At 73.8% G+C, this 24,256-nt stretch carries 20 protein-coding genes; 10 read left to right on the top strand and 10 right to left on the bottom strand.

Going from position 1 to position 24,256, the window contains the following annotated elements; translation table 11 throughout:
* Positions 1 to 14 precede the first annotated feature (14 nt).
* From ACA514_RS21610 to ACA514_RS21580, 7 genes are all read right to left on the bottom strand, one after another.
* Positions 15 to 1,529 (bottom strand): VWA domain-containing protein, encoded by a 1,515-nt coding sequence (locus tag ACA514_RS21610; protein ID WP_375043005.1) that lies wholly within the window; start codon positions 1,527 to 1,529, stop codon positions 15 to 17.
* Positions 1,526 to 2,908, bottom strand: a complete 1,383-nt coding sequence (locus ACA514_RS21605) for a hypothetical protein (protein ID WP_375043004.1) — start codon at positions 2,906 to 2,908, stop codon at positions 1,526 to 1,528. The genes ACA514_RS21610 and ACA514_RS21605 overlap by 4 nt, the downstream gene beginning before the upstream one ends.
* Positions 2,908 to 3,417 (bottom strand): hypothetical protein, encoded by a 510-nt coding sequence (locus tag ACA514_RS21600; protein ID WP_375043003.1) that lies wholly within the window; start codon positions 3,415 to 3,417, stop codon positions 2,908 to 2,910. Before ACA514_RS21600 ends, ACA514_RS21605 begins: the two co-directional genes overlap by 1 nt.
* 126 nt (positions 3,418 to 3,543) lie before the next feature.
* Positions 3,544 to 5,769, bottom strand: coding sequence for a transcriptional regulator (locus tag ACA514_RS21595; protein ID WP_375043002.1), 2,226 nt, complete (start codon positions 5,767 to 5,769; stop codon positions 3,544 to 3,546).
* A 136-nt stretch (positions 5,770 to 5,905) separates the two neighbouring features.
* Positions 5,906 to 6,700 (bottom strand): class I SAM-dependent methyltransferase, encoded by a 795-nt coding sequence (locus tag ACA514_RS21590; protein WP_375043001.1) that lies wholly within the window; start codon positions 6,698 to 6,700, stop codon positions 5,906 to 5,908.
* Complete coding sequence (locus ACA514_RS21585; protein ID WP_375043000.1) at positions 6,697 to 7,749, bottom strand: restriction endonuclease subunit S; 1,053 nt, start codon at positions 7,747 to 7,749, stop codon at positions 6,697 to 6,699. The genes ACA514_RS21590 and ACA514_RS21585 overlap by 4 nt, the downstream gene beginning before the upstream one ends.
* Before the next feature lie 4 nt (positions 7,750 to 7,753).
* Positions 7,754 to 9,199 (bottom strand): N-6 DNA methylase, encoded by a 1,446-nt coding sequence (locus ACA514_RS21580; protein WP_375042999.1) that lies wholly within the window; start codon positions 9,197 to 9,199, stop codon positions 7,754 to 7,756.
* Positions 9,200 to 9,343: 144 nt separating this feature from the next.
* Here ACA514_RS21580 and ACA514_RS21575 point away from each other — a divergent pair, with 144 nt between their 5' ends.
* A complete protein-coding gene (locus ACA514_RS21575; RefSeq protein WP_375042998.1) occupies positions 9,344 to 10,162 on the top strand; it encodes an SAM-dependent methyltransferase in 819 nt (272 codons plus the stop codon).
* A gap of 195 nt (positions 10,163 to 10,357) precedes the next feature.
* Complete coding sequence (locus ACA514_RS21570) at positions 10,358 to 11,626, top strand: lipase family protein (protein WP_375042997.1); 1,269 nt, start codon at positions 10,358 to 10,360, stop codon at positions 11,624 to 11,626.
* 51 nt (positions 11,627 to 11,677) lie between these two features.
* On the opposite strand, the gene lipB is transcribed toward ACA514_RS21570, so the two are convergent.
* On the bottom strand, positions 11,678 to 12,388 hold the full coding sequence (lipB, locus tag ACA514_RS21565) for a lipoyl(octanoyl) transferase LipB (protein ID WP_375042996.1): 711 nt from the start codon (positions 12,386 to 12,388) through the stop codon (positions 11,678 to 11,680).
* 63 nt (positions 12,389 to 12,451) lie between these two features.
* Here lipB and ACA514_RS21560 point away from each other — a divergent pair, with 63 nt between their 5' ends.
* Entirely contained in the window at positions 12,452 to 12,841 is a 390-nt protein-coding gene (locus ACA514_RS21560; RefSeq protein ID WP_375042995.1) for a DUF6221 family protein, read from the top strand.
* On the opposite strand, the gene ACA514_RS21555 is transcribed toward ACA514_RS21560, so the two are convergent.
* Entirely contained in the window at positions 12,838 to 13,467 is a 630-nt protein-coding gene (locus tag ACA514_RS21555; protein ID WP_375042994.1) for a uridine kinase, read from the bottom strand. The two genes, ACA514_RS21560 and ACA514_RS21555, sit on opposite strands and share 4 nt — an antisense overlap.
* Before the next feature lie 508 nt (positions 13,468 to 13,975).
* Here ACA514_RS21555 and ACA514_RS21550 point away from each other — a divergent pair.
* From ACA514_RS21550 to ACA514_RS21540, 3 genes are all read left to right on the top strand, one after another.
* Entirely contained in the window at positions 13,976 to 14,527 is a 552-nt protein-coding gene (locus ACA514_RS21550; RefSeq protein ID WP_375042993.1) for a MarR family winged helix-turn-helix transcriptional regulator, read from the top strand.
* Positions 14,528 to 14,881: 354 nt separating this feature from the next.
* Positions 14,882 to 16,462, top strand: coding sequence for an MFS transporter (locus ACA514_RS21545; RefSeq protein WP_375042992.1), 1,581 nt, complete (start codon positions 14,882 to 14,884; stop codon positions 16,460 to 16,462).
* A 127-nt stretch (positions 16,463 to 16,589) separates the two neighbouring features.
* Positions 16,590 to 17,999 carry an MFS transporter gene (locus ACA514_RS21540; protein ID WP_375042991.1) on the top strand — a complete coding sequence of 470 codons (1,410 nt, stop codon included), beginning with the start codon at positions 16,590 to 16,592 and terminating at the stop codon, positions 17,997 to 17,999.
* A gap of 30 nt (positions 18,000 to 18,029) precedes the next feature.
* Here the strand turns inward: ACA514_RS21540 and ACA514_RS21535 are convergent, their stop codons facing one another.
* Positions 18,030 to 19,277 (bottom strand): acyltransferase family protein, encoded by a 1,248-nt coding sequence (locus ACA514_RS21535; RefSeq protein WP_375042990.1) that lies wholly within the window; start codon positions 19,275 to 19,277, stop codon positions 18,030 to 18,032.
* A gap of 333 nt (positions 19,278 to 19,610) precedes the next feature.
* Between ACA514_RS21535 and ACA514_RS21530 the strand changes: the two genes are divergently transcribed.
* The 4 genes from ACA514_RS21530 to ACA514_RS21515 all read left to right on the top strand — a co-directional run bounded on the left by ACA514_RS21530 (position 19,611) and on the right by ACA514_RS21515 (position 24,253).
* Positions 19,611 to 20,321 (top strand): MurR/RpiR family transcriptional regulator, encoded by a 711-nt coding sequence (locus ACA514_RS21530; protein ID WP_375042989.1) that lies wholly within the window; start codon positions 19,611 to 19,613, stop codon positions 20,319 to 20,321.
* Positions 20,318 to 21,922 (top strand): amidohydrolase family protein, encoded by a 1,605-nt coding sequence (locus ACA514_RS21525; protein ID WP_375042988.1) that lies wholly within the window; start codon positions 20,318 to 20,320, stop codon positions 21,920 to 21,922. The genes ACA514_RS21530 and ACA514_RS21525 overlap by 4 nt, the downstream gene beginning before the upstream one ends.
* A gap of 48 nt (positions 21,923 to 21,970) precedes the next feature.
* Positions 21,971 to 23,377, top strand: a complete 1,407-nt coding sequence (locus ACA514_RS21520) for an SLC13 family permease (protein WP_375042987.1) — start codon at positions 21,971 to 21,973, stop codon at positions 23,375 to 23,377.
* Between the two features lie 72 nt (positions 23,378 to 23,449).
* Positions 23,450 to 24,253, top strand: a complete 804-nt coding sequence (locus tag ACA514_RS21515) for a serine hydrolase (RefSeq protein ID WP_375042986.1) — start codon at positions 23,450 to 23,452, stop codon at positions 24,251 to 24,253.
* The last annotated feature ends 3 nt before the right edge of the window (positions 24,254 to 24,256 follow it).

The raw sequence follows: 24,256 nt of genomic DNA, 5'->3' as shown, positions 1-24,256 counted from the left end.
GGGGCTCGCGTCCGCTACGCGAGGAAGGACTTCAGCTCGTCGACGAGCCTGCGGATGTGGCCGGAGATCACCGGCGTGCCGAGGCTCTTCAGCCGGTCGCGGAACCAGCCGTCCACCATCGCCTGCCCGGAGCCGGTCACCGACCCGACCGGGATGAGCTTCACCCCGGACCGGTGCAGCGACTCGAAGTCGGTCATCAGCGCCCGGTTGTCGTAGAAGTCGGAGATCCACACGAGCACCGTGTCGCGCGGGTCGGTGATCTTCGGCCGGGCCAGGGCCATCGCGGCGGTCCCGTCGGTGCCGCCGCCCAGCGTCGTGCGCAGCAGCACCTCGAACGGGTCGTGCGCCCACGGCGTCAGATCCAGCGCCCGCGTGTCGTAGGCGACCAGGTGCACGTCCACCTTCGGCAGCCCCGCGAAGATGGACGCCAGGATCGTGCAGTTCACCATCGAGTCGACCATCGACCCCGACTGGTCCACCACGACGATCATCTTCGCCGGCGTGGTGCGTTTCGCGGTGCGCTTGTAGAACAGCCGGTCCACGTAGAGCCGCTCGTCCTCCGGGCTCCAGTTCGTGAGGTTCTTCCAGATCGTCCGGTCGAGATCGAGGTTGCGGAACACCCGCTTCGGCGGCACGGACCGGTCGATCTTCCCCGCGCTCGACTGCTGCACCTGCGTCCGCAGCACCTCGGCGACCTCGTCCACGAACCGGCGGATCAGCGCCTTGGCGTTGGCGAGCGCGACGCCGGACAGGTTCGCCTTGTCGCGCAGGAGCTGCTCGATCAGCGACATGCTCGGCGTGAGCTGCCGCGCGAGCCGGTTGTCCGAGAGCACCTCTCGCAGTTGCATGCGCCGGACGAGGTCGCCTTCGATCTCCGCCAGCAGCGGCCGCAGCCCGTCCCCCGTCCCGAGCCCGCGCCCGAGTCCGCGCCCGAGCCCGCCGCTCCCGGCACCGTCTCCGCCGCCTCCGTCTCCGGTCCCGTTTCCTCCGGTATCGCCGTCTCCGGTCCCGTTCTCTCCGGCAGCGGCGCCATCTCCGGCGCCGGCCTCCGCACCGGCACCTGCACCGGCGCCCGGTCCCTGTCCTGCGCCGGCGCCCGGCCCGGCTCCGGTTGCCGGGTCGCCGCCGAGGGCTCGTCTCAGCCGCGCCGCGTCCCGCTGCCACTCCGTGAGCTGCGCGGCGCTGACGCTGCCCGAGCCGGTCGCGAACACGCTGAGCAGCAGCTTCGAGACCAGCGCGGCCCGCCGCACCCGCTCCCGCGAATCCTCGGCGGCCGGCGCCCCGCCGGCGGTCGCGGGGGAGGGGAGGAGGGCGTCGAAGTCGGCGGCCAGGTCGGGGAAGCGCTGGACGAGGGCGTCGACGGAGACGGACGGGTCGAGGAGGGCGGCGGGCAGGCCGAGGTCGTCGACGACGGCGACGCTCGCGGCCTCCAGCGGGGCCTGCTCCTCGGAGTCGAAGAGGCGGGCCAGCAGCCGCCAGTACAGGACCTGCCGCCGGTTCTCGTCGGCCTTCGCTTCGGTCTCGGTCATTTCCGGAGCAGCCGTCCCGCTCGTTCCTGGAGGACCAGCACCGTGTCGCCGGATCTGGCCATGGCCTTCTCGGCCTTGGGGTCGGTGGGGCCGAGGGCCCAGTCGCCGTTGTGCGCGTCCACCTGCTTCTTCCTGACCGTCGCCTGGACGGCGAGGGGCTGGAGCGTCCACCGGCCGGCGTCCCAGCGGACGAGCCCGATGCACGCGGACGACGCGGTCACCAGGTCGGGGGTGAGGGGACCGCATGCCGGGAGGCGGTCCATGTCGACGTCGAGCGCGTGGCCGTCGAGCAGCAGGGTCGTTCCCTCCACCGAGTAGCCCTCCAGCAGGACGGGTTCGCCGATGCGGGCCGGGTGCCGTTCCAGGGGCGGGACGGGCGCGGCGACCGCGCCGGGCAGGTGCAGCCGGGCCGAGGCGAACGGGTCGGCGACGAAGCCGAGGCGCGCCTTGTCCTCCTCCCACAGCAGGTCGCCGCCCGCCAGCACGAGGCCCTCGACCTGGACGGCGCGCTGTTCGGCCAGCGCCCGCAGCAGCACGGGACGGTCGGCGAGGACCCGCCACACGGCCGGGCCGACGATGGTGTCGACCTTCGCCGCGGCGGCGCTGGTGCGGACCAGGCGGGGCGGCCCGTCGCCGGCCGGTTCCAGGATCCAGTGCGCCTGCACCTGGACGGCCGTTCCGTGCTCGTGGACGTCCACGCCGAGGAGCAGCAGCCGCCCGTCGACCGTTTCCCGCGCGGGCGCGGCGCCGCCCGGCTGCGCCAGCAGTACCCCGCGCGCCCACAGGTCGGCCCAGCGGCGCGCCGGGATCTCGTCCATCGTGGCGACGGGGGAGCAGGCGCGCAGTTCGGCGGCGAGCCCGTCGAGCAGGACGGCCTGCCGCCGCAGCGCGGGCTCCGCCAGCAGCGCCTCGACCACCTGGTCCGAGGCGGACACCAGGTCGTGGTCGACGCCGCGCCATCCGGCGATGGCCAGTTCGCCGAGCCAGGACCGGCTTCCGGCGAGCAGGTTCTCGGCGGCGGCCGGGAGATCGTCGCCCGCCGTCCAGCCGGCGCGGGTCCGTCCGAGCGCGGTGTCGAGGTGGGTGAGGAGGGCGTCGTGGACGGCGCCGAGCAGGGCGGTGCGGCCGCCGGCCAGCGCGGCCAGGTGCGTGCCGGCGACCGAGCCCGCCGCGACCTTCTCGGCCGCCTCGGCGGCGGGCCCGCCGAGCGGGGACCCGGCCAGCGCGTCCGCCAGCGCTCTCAGCGCCGCCGCGCCCTCGTCGCCGAGCCGCCCGAAGCCGTCGACGAGCGCGCCGTCGAACCCGGCGACGACGTCGAGCGCCTCGTCCACGCCCGGCGGCGTCGCGCCGAGCAGCCCGGCCAGATGCGTTCCGAGCATCAGTTGGCCGCTCCCATCGCCGGGAACCAGTGCATCTCCGGCAGCGGCTCGGCCGCGCCCGGCACCTCCAGATAGGACAGGTGGCGCAGGAACCGGCTGAACACCCCGGCCGCCGGCGCGGACGCCTTGGCCCCCCGCAGCGCCCCGGCGAGGTCGCCGTCGCCCGCCTCCGCCTTCAGGTAGCGCGCGACCCGTTCGAGCCCGTACTGGATGACGGCCTCGTCGACGAGCGACCGCAGGTGCTTGCACATGGACGACCCGCCCAGCCCGCCGCACGGCCGGTTGTTGTTGGTGCTGCAGCTGAAGTCGTGGCTGCCGGCGGCGATGGACGACACGTACACCCGCGCGAGGTCCGACCCGCTCGACACGACCCCTTGCAGCCGGCCCTCCGCCAGCTCGACGAACGGCACCTTCGCCAGCCTGCGCGGCCGGACCGGCCGCACCACCCGCACCACGCTGCGCCGGTCCCCGCCGCTCCCGGAACGCCCGGCGGCCCTCTCCGCGTCCAACGCCTCGACCTCCACCCTCGGCGCGGACGATCATGGCCCGCGCAAAGTTCTCCCACCCGGACCGGGCAGGTGGAAAAAGCCTTGCATCGCCCACCGACAATCTGACGGCGATGGTGAAGGCGCAGGTCAGCGGGTCTTCAGTAGCCAGTGGCCGGACGGCGCCCAGCCGGTGAACCGGCGTGCGCCCGGTGCCGTTCCGTCGTCCAGGCTCCCGCCCGTCAGGACGTGGCGGAGCCCCGCGAGCACCGGGTCGAGGCGGGCGGTGGTGCGGGGCGGCCGCCGGTCCAGCTCGTCCTGCATCCACGCGATGACGGACACCTGCTCCTTCAACCCGCACAGCGCGAGGAAGAACACCGCCTGCCGCCACGCGTACGCGGCGTCCTTGACGGTCCCCAGCGGGCGCGGGTTCCCGTGCACCTGCTCGACGAGCCGGCAGGTGACGGCGAACGCGCGGCGCGCCAGGTCGTCCCAGCCGGGCGACGGGCTCACCCCGATGGGGTGGACGAGCGCGGCGAGGTTGTGGGACGTCAGGATCTGCGCCTGCTCGATGACCTTTCCGTTGGCGGCGACCCACGAGCGGCCCGCCAGGTCACCGGCTCGGGCACGGCACAGCTCGTCGAAGGCGTCGGACGTGCGCCCGCCGTCGTCCATTGTGCGTACGGCCGCGTAGTCGATCCCGTAATAGCGCTCGTAGAGGGTGCCCTCCAGCACGTCCGCCGCGAGCTGGGCGGCACGCAGGTACTTGGTGGAGAACGTGCCCATGAAGATGTCCGCCGCCAGTTCCTCTACGAACGGCACCTGCAGCCCCGCGCGCTTGGTGAGGGCGCTCAGCTCGCTGAGGAGCGGGTTGGGCAGGACGGTTCCCGGGAAGCCCTGCAGAGCCAGCTCACCGAGCTGAACGAGAACGGCGCGCGCCTCCCGCTGACCGGTGCCGTCCGTGCGGCGGTACCGCTGCACGGCGCGCACCCATGGCAGCTCCTCCATCCGCACCTGACTTTCCAGGTTGAGCAGGAGCAGGGTGCGGCGGTTACGGAACGCGGTGTACTGCGCCGCCATCAGGCGGCGTAGCGCGGGGTCCGGATAGGCGCGTGCGGTGGTCGCCGCGACGAGCTGGGGAGTGAGGTCCGCGAGCACCTCCGCCGACGGGACGATCCCGCGTTCGATGAGCGCCGGCACCGGCGCATGGAGCGCGTTCTTGACGATCTCGCAAAGCCCTTCGGGGAGCGCGGTGCCCGCCTCGACGCCCGTACGGCGAGTCTCGTCCTCCGTAACGGGCGCCACGAACGGGTCGATGGACGGCACCCCGGAGTCCTGCGGGACGTCCGCGAGGCGCGCCAGCACGATCTGCGCGAGCGTGTGGTGCGCGGGCCGTGCGCCATCGGCCGCCTGCCGCTCGCGGAGCGCCGTGTGCTCAGCGGACCCGGGCACGCCGCGCCTGGCGACCATCGAGTCGACGGCGTGCTGCAGCAGGCGCGGCACGCCCCGTCCCTCGAAAAGGCTCTCCAGGGACATCCGGAGAATGGCGAGGTTCTCCTTGGGGTTGCGGTGCTTGCCGCACAGGGTGTGGGTGCGGGCCAGCCGCCGGTACCGCGCCAGCAGTTCCGCGCCGCGCTCGCCCCATCCCTTAGGCAGCACCGCGAAGACCCGGCCCTCATGGACGGTCTCCAGCCAATGCTCCAGCACTTCGTCCGCGAACGGATTCCAGACCACGAGCGCTTCGTTCATCGCGGCGACGGCCTTGTTCGTCGGCTTGCCCTCGATGCGCTTGCGCACCTGCCCGACGGTCTCCCGGTGGACGAGCGAGGCGTCGCCCAGGGGAGTGCCGGGCCGGGGCGCGAAACGGAGCCGGTCCGCGAACGGGCCGATGGCGTCGAGGATCTCCAGCGCGCCCGCGCGGTCGCCCGCCCGCAGAAGCCAGGCGACGGTGAGCAGCGCGCCCTCTTCCGGAAGGGCGACCTCGTATTCACCGCTGTCCAGCAACGCGTGAAGCTCGTCGATGCCCTCGGCGGTCAGGTAATGCAGGAACAGCGAGCGCCGGTCGCCCGCGATGCCGACTCGGCGTGCGGTGTCCTGCTCGTGCGGAAGCGGCGGGCCGCTCGCGGCGGCGGTGCCGGTGGCGAAGCCGCCGCGCACGACCTCGGGCGTCACCCATGCGGGAAGTCCCTCGACGGGCGTCCGGGAGCCGATGGACAGCGATCCGTCCGCCATTCCGGAGAGGACGCTCCTCCAGCGCTCCAACCGCTTTTCCGCCAGCCGGCGCGTCTCCTCGCTCTCGTGCGTCAGCGCGGTCACGAAAGCCTTGGACATCTGTCCCGCGGCGTAGCCGGGATTGGCCTGTACGTCCTCGTTCATAGCCAGCGTGGCGGGTTCCGCCCCCGCGCCCTTCGGGTATGAAGCCCGATGCTCTACTGCTGAGCTACACGCTGTCGGTCCCCAGGTTAGGGAGCGCCGCCATTTCGGCGCAAAGGGTTTCGGCCTCCCTGGGGGCTCAGCCTTTGCGGGCCCAGGCGGAGATGAGCGGTGCCGTGGTGATGTCGAGGCGGCCGTCGGAGATGGCGGCGAGGTGCCGGTCGATCTCCTCCGGTGCGGCGTGGCCGGCGGCGATGAGCTGGTCGCGGAGCTGCCGGACGGTCGCGGCCTCCAGGACGCCGCAGGCCGGGGACGTGATCGGGAAGTAGGCGTCGGCGCGGACGTCGTCGAGGCCCGCCTCGCGCAGCAGGCGGGGCAGGGTGCGGCCGTAGGCGAGATCGGCGCCGCGCCCGGCGAGGAGCGCGCGGAAGCCGTGGCGGAGCCTGTTGGCCAGGCGTTCGGCGGGTCCGTGCTCGTCCGGGCAGGCCAGGGGTTGCAGCGCCGGGTCGGCGTCCTCGATCAGCAGCGTCCCGCCGGGGCGGAGCGCGTCGATCATCGTGCGCAGCGCCCGCTCGCGGTCGGCCAGATGGACCAGGACGAGCCGGGCGTGCACCAGCTCGAACGTCTCGGCGGGCGGCGCGTCCCGGACGATGTCGTGCCGGCGGACCTCAACGGAACCGCCGGCCGCCGGGTGCGTCCAGGACACGTCGATATCGGTCGCCAGCACGCGCCCTTGCTCGCCGACCCGCTCGCCCAGCCACCGCGGGACGGATGGGCCGCCCGCGCCGACCTCCCAGCACCGCAGGCCGGGGCCGGCGCCCAGCTCGTCCAGGTGCCGGAACGTCCACGGGTCGAACAGCTCGGAGATCGCCTGGAACCGGACGCCGGCCTCGGCGCGCCGGTTGTCCAGCAGGTATTCGGGGTCGTCGCTCATGGAGCCGCCTTCGTCCGTCCGGCCAGCATTTCGGGGAGCAGCCCGTCGCGCAGCCCGGCGAGCGCCGCGCTCTCGGCCCTCGCGGCGCGCACCCGGTCCGCGAGCGCGTCCACGAGCTCGCCGAATTCGCGGGCGCGGGGTTCGCCCGGCCACGGGACCGCGTAGCGGGCCAGGTCGGGCCATTGGGCCCTCGGCATGCGCGTGCCGTCGCTGAGGGCGGCGGCGTGCGCGACGACCTCGTCGCTGGACAGCGCCGCGAGCAGCCAGCCGCGCCGGCGGGCGTCCTTCGGGCGGACGACGAGGATGTCGGTCGAGGCGACGCCGTCCACGAAGGCCAGGCCGACCTTGTGGAAATAGGGCCGCAGTTTCCCGAAGAGGACGTCGCCCGCGCTGAACCGCCTCTTGGTGCTCAGCACGGCGGACGTGCCGGCCCATTCCGAGAGCCACATGTGCCGTTTCGCAATATGTTCCAGCCCGATGTGGTTCTCGCCGGCGCCGATGTCCGCGGCGGGGACGGTCGCCGTCACCGGCCCGCCGAGCGCGTCCAGCCGGACCGAGTCCGCAGCGGACGCGGCGAGTTCGGCGTACCGTGCCCTGACCAGCGCGTCGGCGTCGGTAGCGAGCCGCTCGTTGACGGTGATCTTGTCGTCGAGCGCGCCGAGGATCTCCGCGACGGCATGCTGGCCGGCGCGCGGCAGATCGTGGACGGGAAGCGTGTTGAGGATCGCGTGGGTCAGCAGGGGCTGGCCCGACCCGATGCGATGGTGGTTCAGGCCGAGCCCTTTGAGCAGGTAATAGACGTACCGGGGATGCACGCCGTCCTTCGGCGTCGCGATGATGGCGTTGTCGGTGACCCAGCACCGCTCGTGCGCGTAATGGACGGCGCCGCAATAGGAGCCCACGCGCCCGACGATGGTGCTGTTCCGGTCGGCGTTGAATTCCCCGGACGTGCCGATGACGCCGTTGGCCCCGTACGTCGGGTAGCGGGTGCCGGCGGCGGACCGCGCCCTGCCGTTCGTGAAGGCGACGACGTCGCCGAGCCTGGTCATCCCCTCAGCCGTCCAGCCGCTCCAGCCGCGTCCGGACGACCTGCTCGAGCCGGGCCGATTCGTCGAACCGGGTGAGCAGTTCCTTGGTCAGCCGCTCCACCCGGTCGCGGACCGGTTCGGACGCCTCTCCCGCCGTTTCCGCCGCGCCGGCATAACGGCCGGGAGTGAGGACGTGACCGTGGTCCCGGATCTCTTCCAGCGCGGCAGAACGGCAAAAACCCGGTTCGTCGGCATACGGCCGCGAGGCGCTCGGGCCGCCGCGCCAGGAATGGTAGGTCCCTGCAATCCTGGCGATGTCGTCGCCGGTCAGGACGCGTTCGGTGCGGTCGAGCAGCGTCCCCATGGAACGGGCGTCGACGAAGAGCACCTGCCCGCGCCGGTCGTCGCGGCCGCCTTCCGGGCCCTTGTCGTTGGAGAGGAACCACAGGCACGCGGGAATAGGGGTCGTGCGGAACAGTTGCGGCGGCAGCGCGACCACGCAGGAGACGAGGTCGGCTTCGACCATCGCGGCGCGTATCCCGCTCTCGCCCGATTGCCGCGACGACATCGAGCCGTTCGCCATCACCACTCCGGCGGCGCCGCGCGGGCCGAGCTTGGAAACGATGTGCTGCATCCAGGCGAAATTGGCGTTCCCGGCCGGCGGCACTCCGAAGCGCCAGCGCGGGTCGCCGGTGTCGCGGTACCAGTCCGACATGTTGAACGGCGGATTGGCCAGCACGTGGTCGGCGAGCAGGCCGGGATGCGCGTCCTCGTAGAAGGTGTCGGCGTGCCGGGCGGACAGGTCGCCGGCGATCCCGTGGATGGCGAGGTTCATCCGGGCGAGCCGCCAGGTGCGGGCGTTGGCCTCCTGCCCGTGCACCGCGATGTCCCCGCTGCGGCCCCGCCGGCTCAGCACGAACTTCTCCGCCTGGACGAACATCCCGCCCGAGCCGCAGCACGGGTCGTACACCCGCCCCTTGTACGGTTCGAGGACGTCCACCAGCAGTTTCACCACGCTCTTCGGCGTGTAGAACTCGCCGCCGCGGCGGCCTTCCGCGCGGGCGAACGTCTCGAGGAAGTACTCGTAGACCTCGCCGAGGAGGTCGCGGGCGGACTCCCGGTCGCGCCCGGTGAACCGCGCGTCGCCGATGACGCCGGCGAGGTCGGCGAGCCGCCGCTGGTCGACGTTCTCCGCGCCGAAGATCATGGGGAGGGCGCCGTCCAGCGACGGCTCCGCCCGCATCACGGCCGCCATGGCGGCGTCGATCCGCGCGCCGATCGGCCCGGATCCGGCGACGACGGCGGGCCATCGGGCCGTTTCCGGAATGCCGGGGAACGCGGACGAGGCGTATTTGAGGAAGACGAGGCCCAGCACGAAATCCCGGTACTGCGAGGCGTCCATGGACCCACGCAGTTTCGCGGCGGCCTTCCACAGGACGTCCTGCAGTTCCGTGATTCCCGTCTGCGTCACATCGGCAGACTCTAGGCAGTCCGGGTCCGCGCCGCGAGCACCGCCCGCGGGCGGATCGGCCGTCTCCGCCGGGCGGCGATGCGCGCTTGTCACGGGAAAACGTGAATCCGCCTCACCCGCCAGGTTAGGCTGAAGATCGCTCCAATGCCGGACGGGAGGCCCGAGGTGAACGACGGCTGGACGCCACGCGAAGTGGACATGCGGGTGCCGAACGTGGCCCGCATGTACGACTACTACCTCGGCGGCAAGGACAACTACGCGGCCGACCGCGAGGCGGCCGACAAGATCCTCGCCCACGCGCCGTTCACCCCCGTCCTGGCCAGGCACAACCGGGCCTTCCTGCTGCGCGCCGCCCGGCACCTCGCCGCGTCGGGCGTCCGCCAGTTCCTCGACGTCGGGACCGGGCTGCCGACGCGCGGCAACGTCCACGAGGTCGTCCGGGAGCTCGTGCCGGACGCGCGGGTCGCCTACCTCGACGTCGACCCGGTCGTGGTCGCGCACGGGCGCGCCCTCACCGCCACCGACGACCGGACGACCGTCCTGGAGCACGACCTGCGGAACGTCGAGGCGATCCTCGCCGACCCGGTGCTGCGGGAGACGATCGACTTCGGCGAGCCGGTCGGGCTGATGCTGCTGGCCGTCCTGCACTGCCTGAGCGACGGGGAGGACCCCTACGGGTCCGTCGCGGCGCTGCGCGACGCGCTGCCGCCCGGCAGCCACGTCGTGATCTCGCACATCACCGGCGACGACGCGGTCACGGAGAACTCGACCGAGGTCTACGGCCAGGCCAACACCGGCATGACGCACCGCAGCCGCGAGCGGCAGCTGCGCTTCTTCGACGGCTGGACGCTGCTGGAGCCGGGCCTGGTCCGGCTGGACGAATGGCGCCCCGAGCCCGGCACCGGCAGGATCGGCGCCGGCGGCGACTACTTCCTGTGCGGGGTCGGCGCGAAGTCATCGTGACGGGCGGCGCCGAGATTTCCTGACGGGCGGCGCCGAGACGTCCTCGCGCACGCGGCCCTGCGGTTTGTGGCACGGCTGACAAGGGCGGGCCCGCCGATGCGTACCGGCGCCCATTGGAATAAGTGTCTAATTACCTTAGTGTTCGGTGGCCGTCACCGGGACGGCGACGGGGGGACGACACGAAGGGTTCAGGTCATGCACAGCAGTGTCCGCCGGGTCCTGCACGCCGTGGTGGCGTCCTGCGCGGGAGCCGCCGTGACGGCGGCCGCCCTGCAGGGGACGGCCGCCGCGGCGCCGCAGGACGCCCCGGCTCCCACCCAGCCCCCCGGCCAGGATCCGTTCTACCGGCCGCCCTCCCCGCTGCCCGCCGGGCAGCCCGGCGACGTCATCCGCTCCCGCCGGTCGCTGTTCACCGTCGACCCGGCCGGCCACTCGCCCTACGCGGGAGTGAAGTCCTGGCAGGTGCTGTACCGATCGCAGTCGGCCGCCGGCGCGCCGGTGGCGGTGTCCGGCACCGTCCTCGTCCCCGACAAGCCGTGGACGGGCCCCGGCAAGCGCCCCCTCGTCTCCTACGCGGTCGGGACGCGCGGGCTCGGCGACGCCTGCGCCCCGTCCTACACCCTCACCCAGGGCCTCGACTACGAGGAACTGTTCGTCATCGACGCGCTCAACCAGGGCTGGGCCGTCGCGCTCACGGACATGGAGGGCCTCGGCACCCCCGGCCAGCACACCTATGAGGTCGGACGCTCGCAGGGCAAGGCCGTCCTCGACATGGCGCGGGCCGCCGAGCGCCTCCCGGACGCCGGTCTCGCCGGCGCCCCCGTCGCGATCAAGGGCTACTCGCAGGGCGGGACGTCCGCCGGATGGGCCGCCGAGCTCGCGAAGTCCTACGCGCCGGACCTCGACCTCAAGGGCGTCGCCGCCGGCGGCGTCCCCGCCGACCTGCGCGCGGTCGCGGCGAGCCTGGACGGCAGCCCGTTCGTCGCGCTCATGTTCATGGCCGCCGTCGGCTACGACGCCGCCTACCCCGAACTGAAGCTGGACGGCTACCTCAACGACAACGGGCGCGCGCTGCTGGCGAAGGCCAAGGACATGTGCCTGGTCAGCTTCGACGGCCCGGCCACGGTGCTCGAGACCGCGTTCAAGAAGATCGGCGACTACACCACCACCAACCCGCTGGACACCCCGCAGTGGCGGGCCCGGCTGGACGAGAACAAGCTCGGCTCCACCGCGCCGAGCGTCCCCGTCTTCCAGGGGCAGGCGCTGCTGGACGAGATCATCCCGGCGAAGCAGGCCGAGACGCTCGACCGCGACTGGTGCGCCAAGGGCGCCAACGTCACCTACAAGAGCTACTGGATCGCCGAGCACGCGACCGGAATGCTCCAGAGCGAGGGGGACATGATGGGCTTCCTCGCCGACCGGTTCGCCGGGAAGCCCGTCCAGGGCAACTGCCCGGCCAAGTGACACCTGCTCTGCCAAGTGACACAGAGGGGCGGGCCGGGAACGGCTCGCCCCTCAGGCCTCGCTGCGCCAGGCGTCCACGATCAGCCGCCGCACCTCGGCCTGCGTGACCGGCGCCAGCCCTTGCCGCTCCCGCTCCCGGCACACCGACGTCATCTCCACGTCCGGCATCCCGCACGGCACCGCCCACGTCCACGGCGCGGGGTCGGCGTCGACGTCCATGGAGAACCCGTGCGCGCTGACGCCCCGCGAGATGTGCATCCCCAGCGAGACGATCTTGCGTCCCCCGGCCGTCCACACCCCGGTCAGCAGCGGGCTGCCCGGCGGGGTGTCCCGCCGCTCCGCCGCGATGCCCAGCTCGCCGAGCACCCCGACCAGCAGGTTCTCGATGTCGCGCAGCAGCCCCACCACGTCCCGCGGATCGGCGAGCTTCAGGATCGGGTACCCGACGATCTGCTCCGGCGAGTGGTAGGTGAGCTTCCCGCCGCGCCGCACCTCCACCACCGGGATGCCGTGCGCCGGGTCGGGCCGCTCCTCCGGCGGCGTCCGCCGCCCCACCGTGTACGTGCGCGGATGCGACAGGATCCACAGCGTGTCGTCGGCCGCGCCGGACTGCCGGTCGCGCACCATCCGCTCCATGGCCGCGATCGCCTCGGCGTAGTCGACGAGCTCGCTCTCGATCACCCGCAGCGGCCCGCCCTCGCGGCGCGCCCGCAACCCGGTGCGCGCGGTGCCCGGCTCGCCATGGGACGTCGTCAATGACATGAATCCTCCCCGCCGTGAGTGTATCCGGGCGCCGATGTCGTCCCCGCGAGGCAGGATGGTCGCATGGATCTGGTGGACTTCCTGCGCGCCCGGCTGGCCAAGGACGAGCAGGTCGCCCGGGCGTGCTCCGGCGCCGCCTGGGCGGCCGCGCCCGCCGGCACCGTCCGGCTCGACGGCGGCGGTGAACCCGGTGGCGAGCCCGGCTTCGTCGCGTCGGCCGAGAACGCGTCGTACGCCGAGCACATCGCCCGCCACGACCCGTCCCGCGTCCTCCAGGACGTGGCCGCCCGGCGGCAGCTCGTCGACGACTGCGAGAAACACGCCTGGATCATCGCCCAGGGCCGCGCGGCCCCCGAGCAGCAGGCCGCCCAGGCCGTCCGCGAACAGGCCCTGCGCCTCCTCGCCCTCCCGTACGCGCACCACCCCGACTACCGGGAGGAATGGCGCGCCTAGACCGACTCGACGAGGGCGGGGCGGCGCGGGTCGTCGGTCTTCAGAACGACGTCGGCGGTCCGCAGCGGCTCGGCTTCGCGGTCGTAGCGCGCGAACGCGGGGAGCGTCCACGCCTCCTCGTCCGGGGTCCGGCGCGCCAGCGCGGCGGGCGACATCGTCAGATGGACGACCAGCTCGAACGGCAGGCCCCGGCCCAGCAGCAGCGCCCCGTCCAACAGCAGGACGCCACCTGGCCGGACGGCCGTGTACCGCGCCCGCGTGGCCCGGTCCCGCTCGCTGTCCCACAGGCTCGGCAGCACCTTGCCGGTGCCGCCGGGCTCCAGCGGCGCCAGCACCTCCCGCATGAGCCCGCCCACGTCGAGCCACTCGTCGTAGTACACGTCGGGGTCCTCGCGGCCGAACTCGTACCGCAGCGACGCGGGCCGCAGGAAGTCACGCGCCGACACCCGCACGACGTCGCGTCCCGCCGCGCGCAGCGGCCCGACCAGCGCGTCGGCGAGCACCCACGGCTCCGCCGCCGGCGCGCCGTCGACCGCGACCCGCCGCCACGCCTCGCGCGGCGCGCCGTCGATCCGGCCGCACACCTCCTCGACCGCCCGCTCGGGAGTGATCGCTCGCGCACGCACCCCTCCATCCTGCAACACGGCCGCGCGTACCGGGACGGCCACCGTTGCCGACGCCGAGCTTGTCGAGGATGTGGGAGATGTGGTTCTCCACGGTCCGCTCCGACAGGCCTCGCGGCAGTGCCGCCAGCCTTCCTCCACGTCGCCGCTGCGGAACTCGCAGCGCGCCAGCTCCACCAGCAGCCCGGCGCGGCGGGCGGCGGCGTCGGGCGGGGTGAGCGCCGCGCCGGTACTGCGCCGCGGCATGCTCGTGGGCGAGCCGGGACGCGGCCTGCCGGGCGGCTTCGAGGGTCGCCTCCAGAGCGCGCGCGGCGTCGCCCGCCTCGCGCAGGTGGTAGGCGAGCGACTCGGCGCTGCCGCTCGTCCTGCACGCCCTCGGCTACGGCATCGCGCTGGCGGTGCTCGCGCTGGTCGTCTGGCACCGGCGGGTGCGGCCCGTCAGCAGGTCGGGGGATTGGATACCATGGTGAACGGTAACGAGTAGTTCGCTGGTTTACAGAAGGAGGCGCGGATGCTGCCCCGGCCGTCGGACGTCCGCCGCCAGTGGACCGCCCGCCACCCGGACATGGACGCCTCGGCGATGCAGATCGTCGAGCTGGTCAAGCGCATCGTCGGCCAGCTGGAGAGCGCGGTCGAGCCGCTCTACGACGACGCGCCCCTGACCGCGCCCGAGCTCGACCTGCTCATCCCGCTGCGGCACATGGAGCAGCCCGTCATCGCCCGCCGCATCGCCGAGCACCATCGCATGTCCCGGGCCGGCGTCAGCAAGGCGCTCGGCAAGCTGGAGAGGCGGGGCTTCATCGAGCGCGCGCCGAGCCGCGCCGACCGCCGCGCGTCCCTCGTCTCCATCACCGAGTCCGGCAAGGCGGCCGTCGACGCGCTCTTCCCGCGCCAGGTCGGGATCGAATCCCGGCTGGTCGCGGGGCTCGGCGCGGACCGCGAGCGGGTCGTCGAGGCCCTCACCCTCCTCGCCGCCGCCTTCGAGCGCGCCGCCGCCGAACTTCCTTCGTCCCCGGAGTTCCTGGAGCCCGACGTCACGGCCTCCGGAAGTCCGGCCACCTGAACCATGTCGATGCGCAGGTGGACGACCCGAACGACCGCGCCCGGGCCCCTCAGCGGCACGCGCGGCGCGGCGGTTCCGTGCGCCCTCAGCGACGGCGCGAGGGACGCCCTCGGCTCGGCCCTGGGCGCGCTGAACTCCTGACGCCTCCCCGGCGCCCCGATTGACCGCGCCGGCCGGGCCGCACGCCCGGCCGGACGCCGCGGCGCGCGCCGCGTCCCTCCCATCACCCGGCAGCCGGCCGCGCCGTGCCTGGTCGCGCGATGCCGTGCGCGTTCGTCGCCGTGCCCGCGTGCCCGCGCCAGGACGTGCCGCGCCGGCCTGCCGTCACGTACCGCAAGAACAGAGGTTCCATCAATGCCGTCCACGTCCGTGGAATCCGCCGGGCCGCGCTCGCGGCCCGCGCACGGGAAGCGCGGGGGCCTGCGGGCCAACCCGTGGCTCACCCTCATCGCCGTCGCGTTCGGCCTGTTCATGGTCGGCCTCGACGGGTCCGTCGTGTCGATCGCGAACCCGGAGATCGGCCGCGACCTGCACGCCTCCACCGCGGACCTGCAGTGGGTCACCAACTCCTACCTGCTCGCCCTGGCGGCCGCGCTGATCCTCGGCGGCAAGCTCGGCGACCGCTTCGGGCGCCGCACCTTCTACCTGGCCGGCGTTGCCGGGTTCGTCGCGGCGTCCATCGCGATCGGGCTCGCCGGGTCCATCGAGGGCGTCCTGGTCTTCCGCGCGCTCCAGGGCCTGTTCGGCGCGCTGCTGATGCCGAACACCATCGCCTCGCTGCGCGCCGTGTTCCCGCCGCGCAAGTTCGGCATGGCGGTGGGCATCTGGGCGATGGTGTCCACGGTGTCCACGGCCCTCGGGCCCATCGTCGGCGGGCTGCTCGTGGAGCACGTCAGCTGGGAGTCCGTCTTCTACATCAACGCGCCCATCGGGGTCGTCGCGCTGGTGTTCAGCGCGTTCGTCCTGCCGCAGAGCAAGCAGGAGGACGCCGGGAAGGAGCGCTTCGACCTGCCGGGCGTCGCGCTGCTCGCGGTCGGCCTGCTCGCGGTGGTGTTCGGCGTCGTCAAGGGCGAGACGTGGGGCTGGTCGTCGCCCGGCACCCTCGGCGCGATCGGCGGCGGCCTCGCGGTCCTGCTGGTCTTCGGCTGGGTCGAGACCCGCGTCGCGCACCCGCTGCTGCCGATGCGGTTGTTCCGCGACCCCGCGCTGACGATCGGCGCGATCATCACCGCGCTGAACTTCTTCGTCCTGCTCGGCGTGATCTTCTTCGTGATGCTGTACCTGCAGAACGTCCGGGGGCTCTCGCCGGTCGAGGCGGGCGTGCGGACGCTGCCGCTCAGCCTGGCGTCGGTCGTCGCGTCGCCGCTCGGCGCCGCGCTGACCGACCGGTTCGGGCCGCGGTTCACCATGCCGCTCGGCATGGCGCTGCAGGCCGCCGCGTGCTTGGCGATGCTCGGCTGGGACGCCGGCTCCCCGTTCGCCGTGATGTGGCCGCCGTTCGTCGCGCTCGGGCTCGGCGCCGGGATGGTGCTGTCCGCGTCGTCCGCCGCGATCGTCGGGAACGCCCCGGTCCGGGACGGCGGCGTCGCGGGCGGGCTGCAGGCGACCGTGCTGCAGATCGGCGGCGCGCTCGGCACGTCCGTGCTCGTGTCGCTGATCAGCGCCCGCGTCGGCGCGACCTACGCCGGCGAGCTGTCCTCGGCCGGCGTGCCCGCCCCGCTGACCGGCGGTCTGGCCGGGGCCGAGGACGCGGTCGCGATGGGCGTCTCGCCGACGTCGGGCGCGATGCCCGCGCAGGTCAAGGCCGCCGTCGTGGAGGCGAGCGGGCAGGCGTTCATGAACGGCGTGCACGCGGCCGTCCTGGTCACCGGCGTGCTGTGCGCGGTGGGCGCCGCCGTCGCCGCGATCGGCGTCCGGCACCGCCCCTCCCACTGACCGTCCCGGCCCCGCCGCGCCCGCCGGGCGCGGCGGGGCCGAGGCGAGGACCTAGGTCGATGGGACCCCGCGGATTGGGTCCGGCGGCCGACGCGCGGCCGGGCGCGGCGCCGACAGCATGAGGCCCATGACCACGATCCGAGAAAGCGACGCCGCCGAGGCGGGGGAACGGGAGGCCGGCGGCACCCCGTCCTGGGCCGCCCTCCTCGCCGCGTCCACCGGGCAGTTCCTCGTCGTCCTGGACATCTCCGTCGTCAACGTGGCGCTGCCGGGCATGCGCGGCGGGCTCGGCCTCGGCGCCACGAGCCTGCAGTGGGTCGTCAACGCCTACTCGCTGGCGTTCGCCGGGTTCCTGCTGCTGGGCGGGCGCGCCGCCGACCTGTTCGGCCGCAAGCGGGTGTTCATCACCGGCCTCGGCCTGTTCACCGCCGCCAGCCTCGCGGGCGGGCTCGCGCAGGACGCCGGGATGCTCATCGGCGCCCGCGCCGTGCAGGGCCTCGGCGCCGCCATCCTCGCGCCCGTCACGCTGTCGCTGATCACCGGGACGTTCCCCGAGGGGCCGGCGCGGACGAGGGCGATCGCGATGTGGACGGCGGTCGGCACCGCCGGCGGCGCGACCGGCGGGCTCGTCGGCGGGCTGCTGACCGACTACCTCAGCTGGCGCTGGGTGCTGCTGATCAACGTGCCGGTCGGCGCCGCCATCGCGGTGGTCGCGGCGCGGTGGCTGCGCGAGGAGGCCGCGCCCGCCGCCCGGCAGCGCCTCGACCTGCCCGGCGCGGTGCTCGTCACCGGCGGCGTCGGCCTGCTCGCCTTCGGCATCGGGCAGACCGAGCACCACGGCTGGACGTCGGCGGACTCGCTGCTCCCGCTGCTCGCCGGGCTCGCCCTGCTGGCGCTGTTCGTCGCCGTGGAGTCCCGGACGGCGCAGCCGCTCGTCCAGCTGCGGCTGTTCCGGCTGCGCAGCGTCGCGGTCGGCAACCTCGCCACCCTCGTCAGCACGATGGCGGGGTTCGCGCTCTGGTACTTCCTGTCGCTCTACATGCAGAACGTCCTGCACTACAGCGCCGTCCGGACCGGGGTGTCGTTCCTGCCGCACACCGCGGGCATCATCGTGGGCTCGAAGCTCGCGCCGACGCTGATGGCCCGGATGGACGCCCGGCTCCTGGCCGCCGGGGGCGGGCTGATGGCCGCCGCCGGGTTCGCGTGGCAGAGCGCCGTCCTGGACGCGGGCGGGACGTTCGCCGGCTCCATCCTCGGCCCCGGCATCGTGATGGCGACCGGCTTCGGCCTGCTGATGACGCCGCTGGTGGAGGCGTCGACGGCCGGGGTGAGCCGGGCCGAGGCGGGCGCCGTCGCGGGCGTCGTCAACACCTCCCGGACGATCGGCGGCGCGATCGGCCTGACGATCCTCGCGACCGCGGCGGCCCGGTCGGGCGCCGATCTCGCGGGCGGCTACGCGACCGCGTTCCTGATCGCCGCGATCATCACGGCGGCGGGCACCGCGCTGGTCGCCTTCCTGCCGCGCACCCGGCGCTGACCCCAGGCCGAGGCGCGGGAGGCGGTGGCCTCAGGACACCAGCACCGGCGGCTCGGCCGCCTTGGACGGGGCGCGCCGCGCGAGGCGGCGGCCCATCCGCTGCCCGGGCGCCTCGATCCAGCGCTGGGACGCCCAGCCGGCGGCCAGCAGGACGGCGACGAAGACCAGCAGGCCCAGCACGTCCTCGCGGCCGGACCGGTCGAGGAACTGGGCCGACACCATCAGCAGCAGGGGATGCAGCAGGTACACCGAGAAGCTCATGGCGCCGAGGCCCGTCGCCCAGCGCGGGAACCGGCGGTGCCGCAGCAGCCAGCCCCCCGCGAACGTCGCCGTCGCCGTCACCACCGTTCCCGCCCAGACGAGCTGGGCGTGCCAGTAGCCGTGCATGTTCCAGAGCCCGGCGGCGAGCGCGCCCGCCGGCACCAGCACCGCCGCCGCCCCGCCGGACCAGCGCGGGATCTGCCCGTGCTCCGCGCGGTAGACGGCGGTCCCGGCGAACATCAGCGCCATCATCGCCAGGCCCTGCCACGCGTCGACCCGGCCGTTCAGCGTCACCAGGAGGGCCGCGAGCAGCCCGCCGAGCAGCCCGCCCGCGAGGCGCGCCCCCGGACGGCGCGCCATCGCCGCCGCGACCGCCACGACCAGCGCGACGGAACCGGCCGCGACGACCACGCCGACCCCGGCCTTCCGGGACAGCAGCCCGGACAGCAGCCACGGTTGCAGCAGCCCGCCCACCGCCACCGCCGCCGCCGCGATCCCGACGGACACCGGCGCCGACCGCCGGTGCGCGCGCACCACGAACAGCGCCACGACGAGCAGATAGAACGCCATCTCGTACGACAGCGTCCACAGCACGTTCATCGCGTTCGGCACGGCGAGGAGGTCCTGCATCATCGTCAGGTGGGCGAGGACCGCCGTCACGGGATGGTAGTGCTCCAGTCCCGCCCGCAGGCCCAGCACGCCCAGCAGGAACGGCAGCACCGCGAGGAAGGACGCCACCGCCAGCAGCGGGTAGATGCGGAAGAACCGGCCGATCCAGAACCCGCGCACGCTCTCGCGCCGCTCCAGCGACGCCGGGACGATGTACCCGCTCACCAGGAAGAAGACCAGCACCCCGTAGGTGCCGGGGTCGAACCAGCCCTGCAGCCCGATCCGCACGTCCGGCAGGTACACGTACGTGGCGTGGTGGAGCGCCACCGCCAGCGCCGCCCACCCCCGCAGCACGTCCAGCCACCCGAGCCGCGTCGCGGGGGTGGAAACGCCTAAGGGTGGGATCATTCCGACAGGCTAGACCTGCGTGGGAGATACGCCGCGAATTTTGTCAAGATCTCCAGAAAACCCCCAGACTCACTGTTCGCGCCCGTCCCGGGCGCCGGCCGCGCTGCGCCAGGACGACCCGGCGCCGGACCGGCCTCCCGTCGGGAGCCCTCATCGGTGCGGATCGTGGATGTCGGGATACGTTCCCTATCGTCAGGGGATGCCAAGGGTGGCGGGGTCTCTGAGCGACCCGGCTGGATTTGGACTGAGCAGCATCATTGACGTGTGCTGCGCCATACTGCTAGAAACAGGGCGCGGCAAGATAGGTTACGTATCAATGGACGGGAGCGGCTCGTGAGCGAGGAGTCCCGCCGGCCCCCGGCGGCGGACGCGCGGGACGAGGCGGCGGCCGAGAACCGCCGGCTCAGCAGCCCGAACGCCCGCTACGGCGCGCGCCTGCGGCGGCAGTCCTCGGCCTCGGTGCTGCTCAACGCCGTGATCGAGGCGGACCGCGCCAACCTCGAGCACACCATGGCCGCGCTGCAGGCCGACGGGACGCTGGAGCAGGCCGCCGCGCGGGTCGTCGCGGCCCGCCGCCGGTTCGTCCTCGGCACCGCCAAGAGCCGCGCGCACGCGGCGCTGCTGCACCTGGAGCTGTCGGCCAGCCTCGCCGGGGTCACCCTGATCGACGAGTCCGCCGTGCGGGCCATCGACGTGCTCAGCGACGTCCGGCCCACGGACGTGCTCATCGCGTTCTCGTTCCGCCGGTACGCCCGCCCCACCATCGTCGTGGCGCGCGAGTTCGCCGCGGCGGGCGGGCACGTCGTCGCGATCACCGACGACGCGGGCAGCCCGCTGGCCGCCGCCGCGCACACCACCGTGGTGGTGGACACCGGAAGCGCGTCCTTCAGCGACTCCCCGACCGCGATCTCCGCCGTCGTGCACGCGCTCGCCACGCTCACCGCGGCCAGCGCCAAAGGGGCGCGGCGGCGGCTGGCCAGGCGCGAGGGGCTGGCGCGGGCCCTGACGATCTACTCCGACGAACGAGGGGGCGCGGACGGATGAGGCACGCGACGCACGCGAGGCACGAGGCGGACGACGTCGTCATCACCGGCGGCGACGTGCTGGACGGCACCGGAGCGCCGGCGCGGCGGGCCGACGTGGTGGTGCGCGAGGGCGTGATCCGCGACGTCGTCCCGCCGGGCAAGACGCACGAGGGCCCGGAGCTGGACGCGACCGGGCTGGTCGTCGCGCCCGGCTTCATCGACCTGCACTCGCACGCCGACTTCACCGTCCAGGAGCACCCGGCCGCCGACACGGCCGTGCACCAGGGCGTGACGACGCTGCTCGGCGGCAACTGCGGGTTCTCGCCGTTCCCGGTCGCCGAGGCGGAGGAGCTGCGCGGCGCCGCCGGGTTCCTGGCGTCCGGCGTCGACTTCCAGTGGAGTGACCTGGACGGCTACGCCCGCGCCGTCGAGGCGGAACGGCCGGCGATCAACCTGGCGACGCAGGTGGGGCACCAGGCGCTGCGGACGCTGGTGATGGGCGCCGACGAGCGCCCCGCCACGGAGGACGAGCTGGCGCGGATGCGGTCGCTGCTGGCCGCCGCCGCCGAGCAGGGCGCGTTCGGCTTCTCCACCGGGCTGATCTACGCGCCCGGGTCCTACGCCTCGTCCGCCGAGGTCGCGGCGCTCGCCACCGAGGCGGCGGGGCGCGGCCTGCTGTACTCCACGCACATGCGCAACGAGAGCAACGAGCTGCTCGCGTCGGTCGACGAGGCGCTGGACGCGGCGCGCCGGTCGGGGGCGCGGCTGGAGATCTCGCACCTCAAGGCGATGGGCCCGGCCAACCACGGCGCGGTCCACGGGGCGCTGGCGAGGATCGAGGCGGCCCGCGCCGAGGGCGTGGACGTCACCGCCGACGTGTACCCCTACACCGCCTCGTCGACGACGCTGACGTCGCGGCTGCCGGGCTGGGCGATGGACGGCGGCGCCCCGCGGCTGCTCGAACGCCTGATGGAACGCTCCACCCGGAGCCGGATCGCCGCGGAGCTGCGCGCCCGGTTCGGCCGCGACATCGACCCGGCCGGCGTGGTCGTCGCCGGGCTGCCGGACGGCCCCTACTCCCGGTTCACCGGCCGCAGCCTCGCCGAGATCGGCGCCGAGACCGGCATGGATCCCGCGGAGGCGGCGCTCGAGCTGCTGGCCGCGCACAACGCGACCGTCTCGATCGTCAACCACGCCATGTCCGCCGCCGACGTGTCGGCCGTCCTCGCGCACCCGCTCGTCAGCGTCGCCAGCGACGGCTGGACGCTCGCCCCGTCCGGCGCGGGCCGCCCGCACCCGCGCAGCTTCGGCACGTTCGCGCGGGTGCTCGGCCGCTACGTCCGGGAGGACGGGCTGCTCACGCTGCCCGAGGCCGTCCGGAAGATGACCTCCCTGCCCGCCGCCCGCCTCGGGCTGGCCGACCGCGGCGAGATCCGGCCGGGCCGCGTGGCCGACCTCGCCGTGTTCGCCCCGGACGCGGTGACCGACAACTCCGACTTCGCAGATCCCTGGCGGCTCGCCACGGGTGTGCGGCACGTGCTCGTGCGCGGCGTCCCCGTGCTGCGCGACGGCACGGCCACCGGCGCGCGTCCCGGACGCGTGCTGCGCCGTGCCGGCTGAGCGCATTTTTCCGGATCCCCCCGGGATCCCCGTTGAACAGGAGCGCGATTGAGTAGCGCTGTCACGCTCGGCGGACGGCTCGACCGCAGGCAGCTCACCGCGGTGGTCTGCTTCGCGATCTGCGTCGCCGCGGGCATCGGCCTGGCCGTCGCCGGCGGCAAGGCCGGCATCTGGGGCCTCGTCCCCATCATCATGTACGCGGTCCTGGCGCTGCTCGGCGTCGACGTCGTGCTCGCCACGATCGGCGCCGTCATCGTCGCCGCGATCATGACCAGGACCGCGCCGGTGCCGCTCGGCGAGCAGCTCGCCACGTCCATGGGCTCGCTGGTCGCGGTGATCGGCCTGATCATCCTGCTCGGCGCCGGCCTCGGCCACGTCGCGCAGGAGACCGGCGCCGCGCAGACCCTCGTGCGGACGGTGATGGGCCGGATCGGGCTCAGCACCCCGACCCGCGTCCAGCTCGGCGTCATGGTGTCGTCGCTGGTCATCGTGGGCGCGCTCGGCACCCTCGCGGGCGGCAACGCGATCATCGCGCCGATCGTCATCCCGATCGCGGCGCGGATGGGCTGGCGCCCGCCGGCCGTCGCCGCGATGTTCCACGCGGCGGGCGCGGCCGGGCTGATGCTCGGCCCGTTCACCCCGCCGGTCGTGACGATCACGGCCGCCGCGAAGCTGTCCTACGGCGACTACCTGCTGCACGCGGGCCTGCCCGTCGGCGCGATCACCCTCGTGACCGGGTTCTTCATGGCCCGCTGGATCCAGAAGCACACCGACCAGGAGTACGCGCCGGAGGACGCCGCCAAGGACGACGACGCCGACGCGGCGCCGAACAAGCGCGGGCAATGGGCCGCGCTCGCCTTCATCGCCGTCCTCGTCGCGCTCGCCGTGTACGGCGTGTGGGTCAAGGCGGGGTACTCCTACGCGCTGGTCGTCATGGTCGTCACCGCCGCCGCGACCGGCCTGGCCGGCGGCCTCGGCGCCAAGGGGACGGCGGAGGCCGTCTACGCGGGCGCGGCCCGGCTGATCTGGCTGTTCATGCTGTTCTGGCTGCTGGACCCGCTGCTGACCCTGGTGCAGAAGACCGGCGCGTTCGACACGATCTTCGACCACCTCAAGGACGTCATGCCGGACGTCGGCCCGTACGCGTTCCTGCTGCTGGTGGTGCTCCTCGGCTACGTGCACGCGGTGCCCGGCGCGGCGGTCGCCCAGGTCGTCCTGATCAACAAGCTGTTCGGGCCGCTGGTGACGTCGCTGGGCGTGCCGCCCGCCGCGTGGGCGGTGTCGCTGCTCGGGACGGCGCAGATCGACCAGCTCGGCCCGTACCCGACCGCGGACATGATGGGGCAGATGGGCCTGGCCCGCTCCAGCGATCTGCGGATGATGCTGTTCAACGGCTGGGCGATCATGGTCGCGAACACGGCGGGGTTCCTGGTGCTGTTCGCGATCCTGCTTTAATCCCGACGAAGTCGGCCCGGGGGGGTGGGGGGTCGTCCCCCCTCGGGAAGAACTGCCCCCTGGAGGTCTGACATGCGCGGCGAACTCGACGGACTGGTGCGGCGGGCGGACCGCCTGGGCGGGACGCTCGGCGTCGTCGCGCACGACCTCGGCACCGGCGAGCGCGCGGAGGTGAACGCCGGCCACCGCTTCACCTCCGCGTCGGTGATCAAGCTCGCGGTGATGGCGGCGGTGCTGGCGGAGGCCGGGGCCGGCGGCCGGTCGCTCGACGACCGGCTGCCGGCGCCGCCGGACGCCCGCGTCCCGGGCAGCGGCGTCATCAAGGACCTCGCGGACGCGGCGGAGTTCAGCGTCCGCGACCTGGTCACCCTCATGATCATCGTCAGCGACAACACCGCGACCAACCTGCTGATCGACCTGGTCGGCAGGGACGCGGTGAACGCCTGGTGCGCCGGCCGCGGCCTGCACGGCACGGTGCTGGCCCGGGTGATGATGGACGCGGCGGCCCGCGAGCGCGGCGAGGAGAACCTCACCACCCCGGCGGACGTGGCCGCGCTGCTGACCGGCCTGGTCCGGGGCGAGCTGCTCGGCGAGGAGGGCACCGCGTTCGCGCTCGACGTGCTGGCCCGCCAGCAGGTCAACGACCGCCTGCCCCGCCACCTACCGCCGGGCGTGACGCTGGCCCACAAGACGGGCGAGCTGGCGTCCGTCTGCCACGACGCCGGGATCGTCCTCGCGAAGGGCCGCGAGCCGATCATCCTCGTGGCCATGACGGAGGGCATCGACAGCGAGCACGAGGCCGCCGCCCTCATCGCCGACACCGGCCGCGCCGTCTACACCGCGACCGGCCTCACGCCCCCGCCACCCGCCCCGTAAGGG

The sequence above is a fragment of the Actinomadura sp. NTSP31 genome (genome assembly GCF_041951385.1).
Taxonomy (GTDB): Bacteria; Actinomycetota; Actinomycetes; order Streptosporangiales; family Streptosporangiaceae; genus Spirillospora; species Spirillospora napierensis.
The sequence above is the reverse complement of the archived record's forward strand: the minus strand, read 5'-3'. Positions and strand labels throughout refer to the sequence as shown.

Excerpts from the sequence above, each read along its gene's own strand:
- ACA514_RS21610 (WP_375043005.1), bottom strand. The coding sequence starts at position 1,529 with ATGACCGAGACCGAAGCGAAGGCCGACGAGAACCGGCGGCAGGTCCTG.
- ACA514_RS21605 (WP_375043004.1), bottom strand. The coding sequence starts at position 2,908 with ATGCTCGGAACGCATCTGGCCGGGCTGCTCGGCGCGACGCCGCCGGGC.
- ACA514_RS21595 (WP_375043002.1), bottom strand. The coding sequence starts at position 5,769 with ATGAACGAGGACGTACAGGCCAATCCCGGCTACGCCGCGGGACAGATG.
- ACA514_RS21590 (WP_375043001.1), bottom strand. The coding sequence starts at position 6,700 with ATGAGCGACGACCCCGAATACCTGCTGGACAACCGGCGCGCCGAGGCC.
- ACA514_RS21585 (WP_375043000.1), bottom strand. The coding sequence starts at position 7,749 with ATGACCAGGCTCGGCGACGTCGTCGCCTTCACGAACGGCAGGGCGCGG.
- ACA514_RS21575 (WP_375042998.1), top strand. The coding sequence starts at position 9,344 with ATGCCGGACGGGAGGCCCGAGGTGAACGACGGCTGGACGCCACGCGAA.
- ACA514_RS21570 (WP_375042997.1), top strand. The coding sequence starts at position 10,358 with ATGCACAGCAGTGTCCGCCGGGTCCTGCACGCCGTGGTGGCGTCCTGC.
- lipB (WP_375042996.1), bottom strand. The coding sequence starts at position 12,388 with ATGTCATTGACGACGTCCCATGGCGAGCCGGGCACCGCGCGCACCGGG.
- ACA514_RS21560 (WP_375042995.1), top strand. The coding sequence starts at position 12,452 with ATGGATCTGGTGGACTTCCTGCGCGCCCGGCTGGCCAAGGACGAGCAG.
- ACA514_RS21550 (WP_375042993.1), top strand. The coding sequence starts at position 13,976 with ATGCTGCCCCGGCCGTCGGACGTCCGCCGCCAGTGGACCGCCCGCCAC.
- ACA514_RS21545 (WP_375042992.1), top strand. The coding sequence starts at position 14,882 with ATGCCGTCCACGTCCGTGGAATCCGCCGGGCCGCGCTCGCGGCCCGCG.
- ACA514_RS21540 (WP_375042991.1), top strand. The coding sequence starts at position 16,590 with ATGACCACGATCCGAGAAAGCGACGCCGCCGAGGCGGGGGAACGGGAG.
- ACA514_RS21535 (WP_375042990.1), bottom strand. The coding sequence starts at position 19,277 with ATGATCCCACCCTTAGGCGTTTCCACCCCCGCGACGCGGCTCGGGTGG.
- ACA514_RS21525 (WP_375042988.1), top strand. The coding sequence starts at position 20,318 with ATGAGGCACGCGACGCACGCGAGGCACGAGGCGGACGACGTCGTCATC.
- ACA514_RS21515 (WP_375042986.1), top strand. The coding sequence starts at position 23,450 with ATGCGCGGCGAACTCGACGGACTGGTGCGGCGGGCGGACCGCCTGGGC.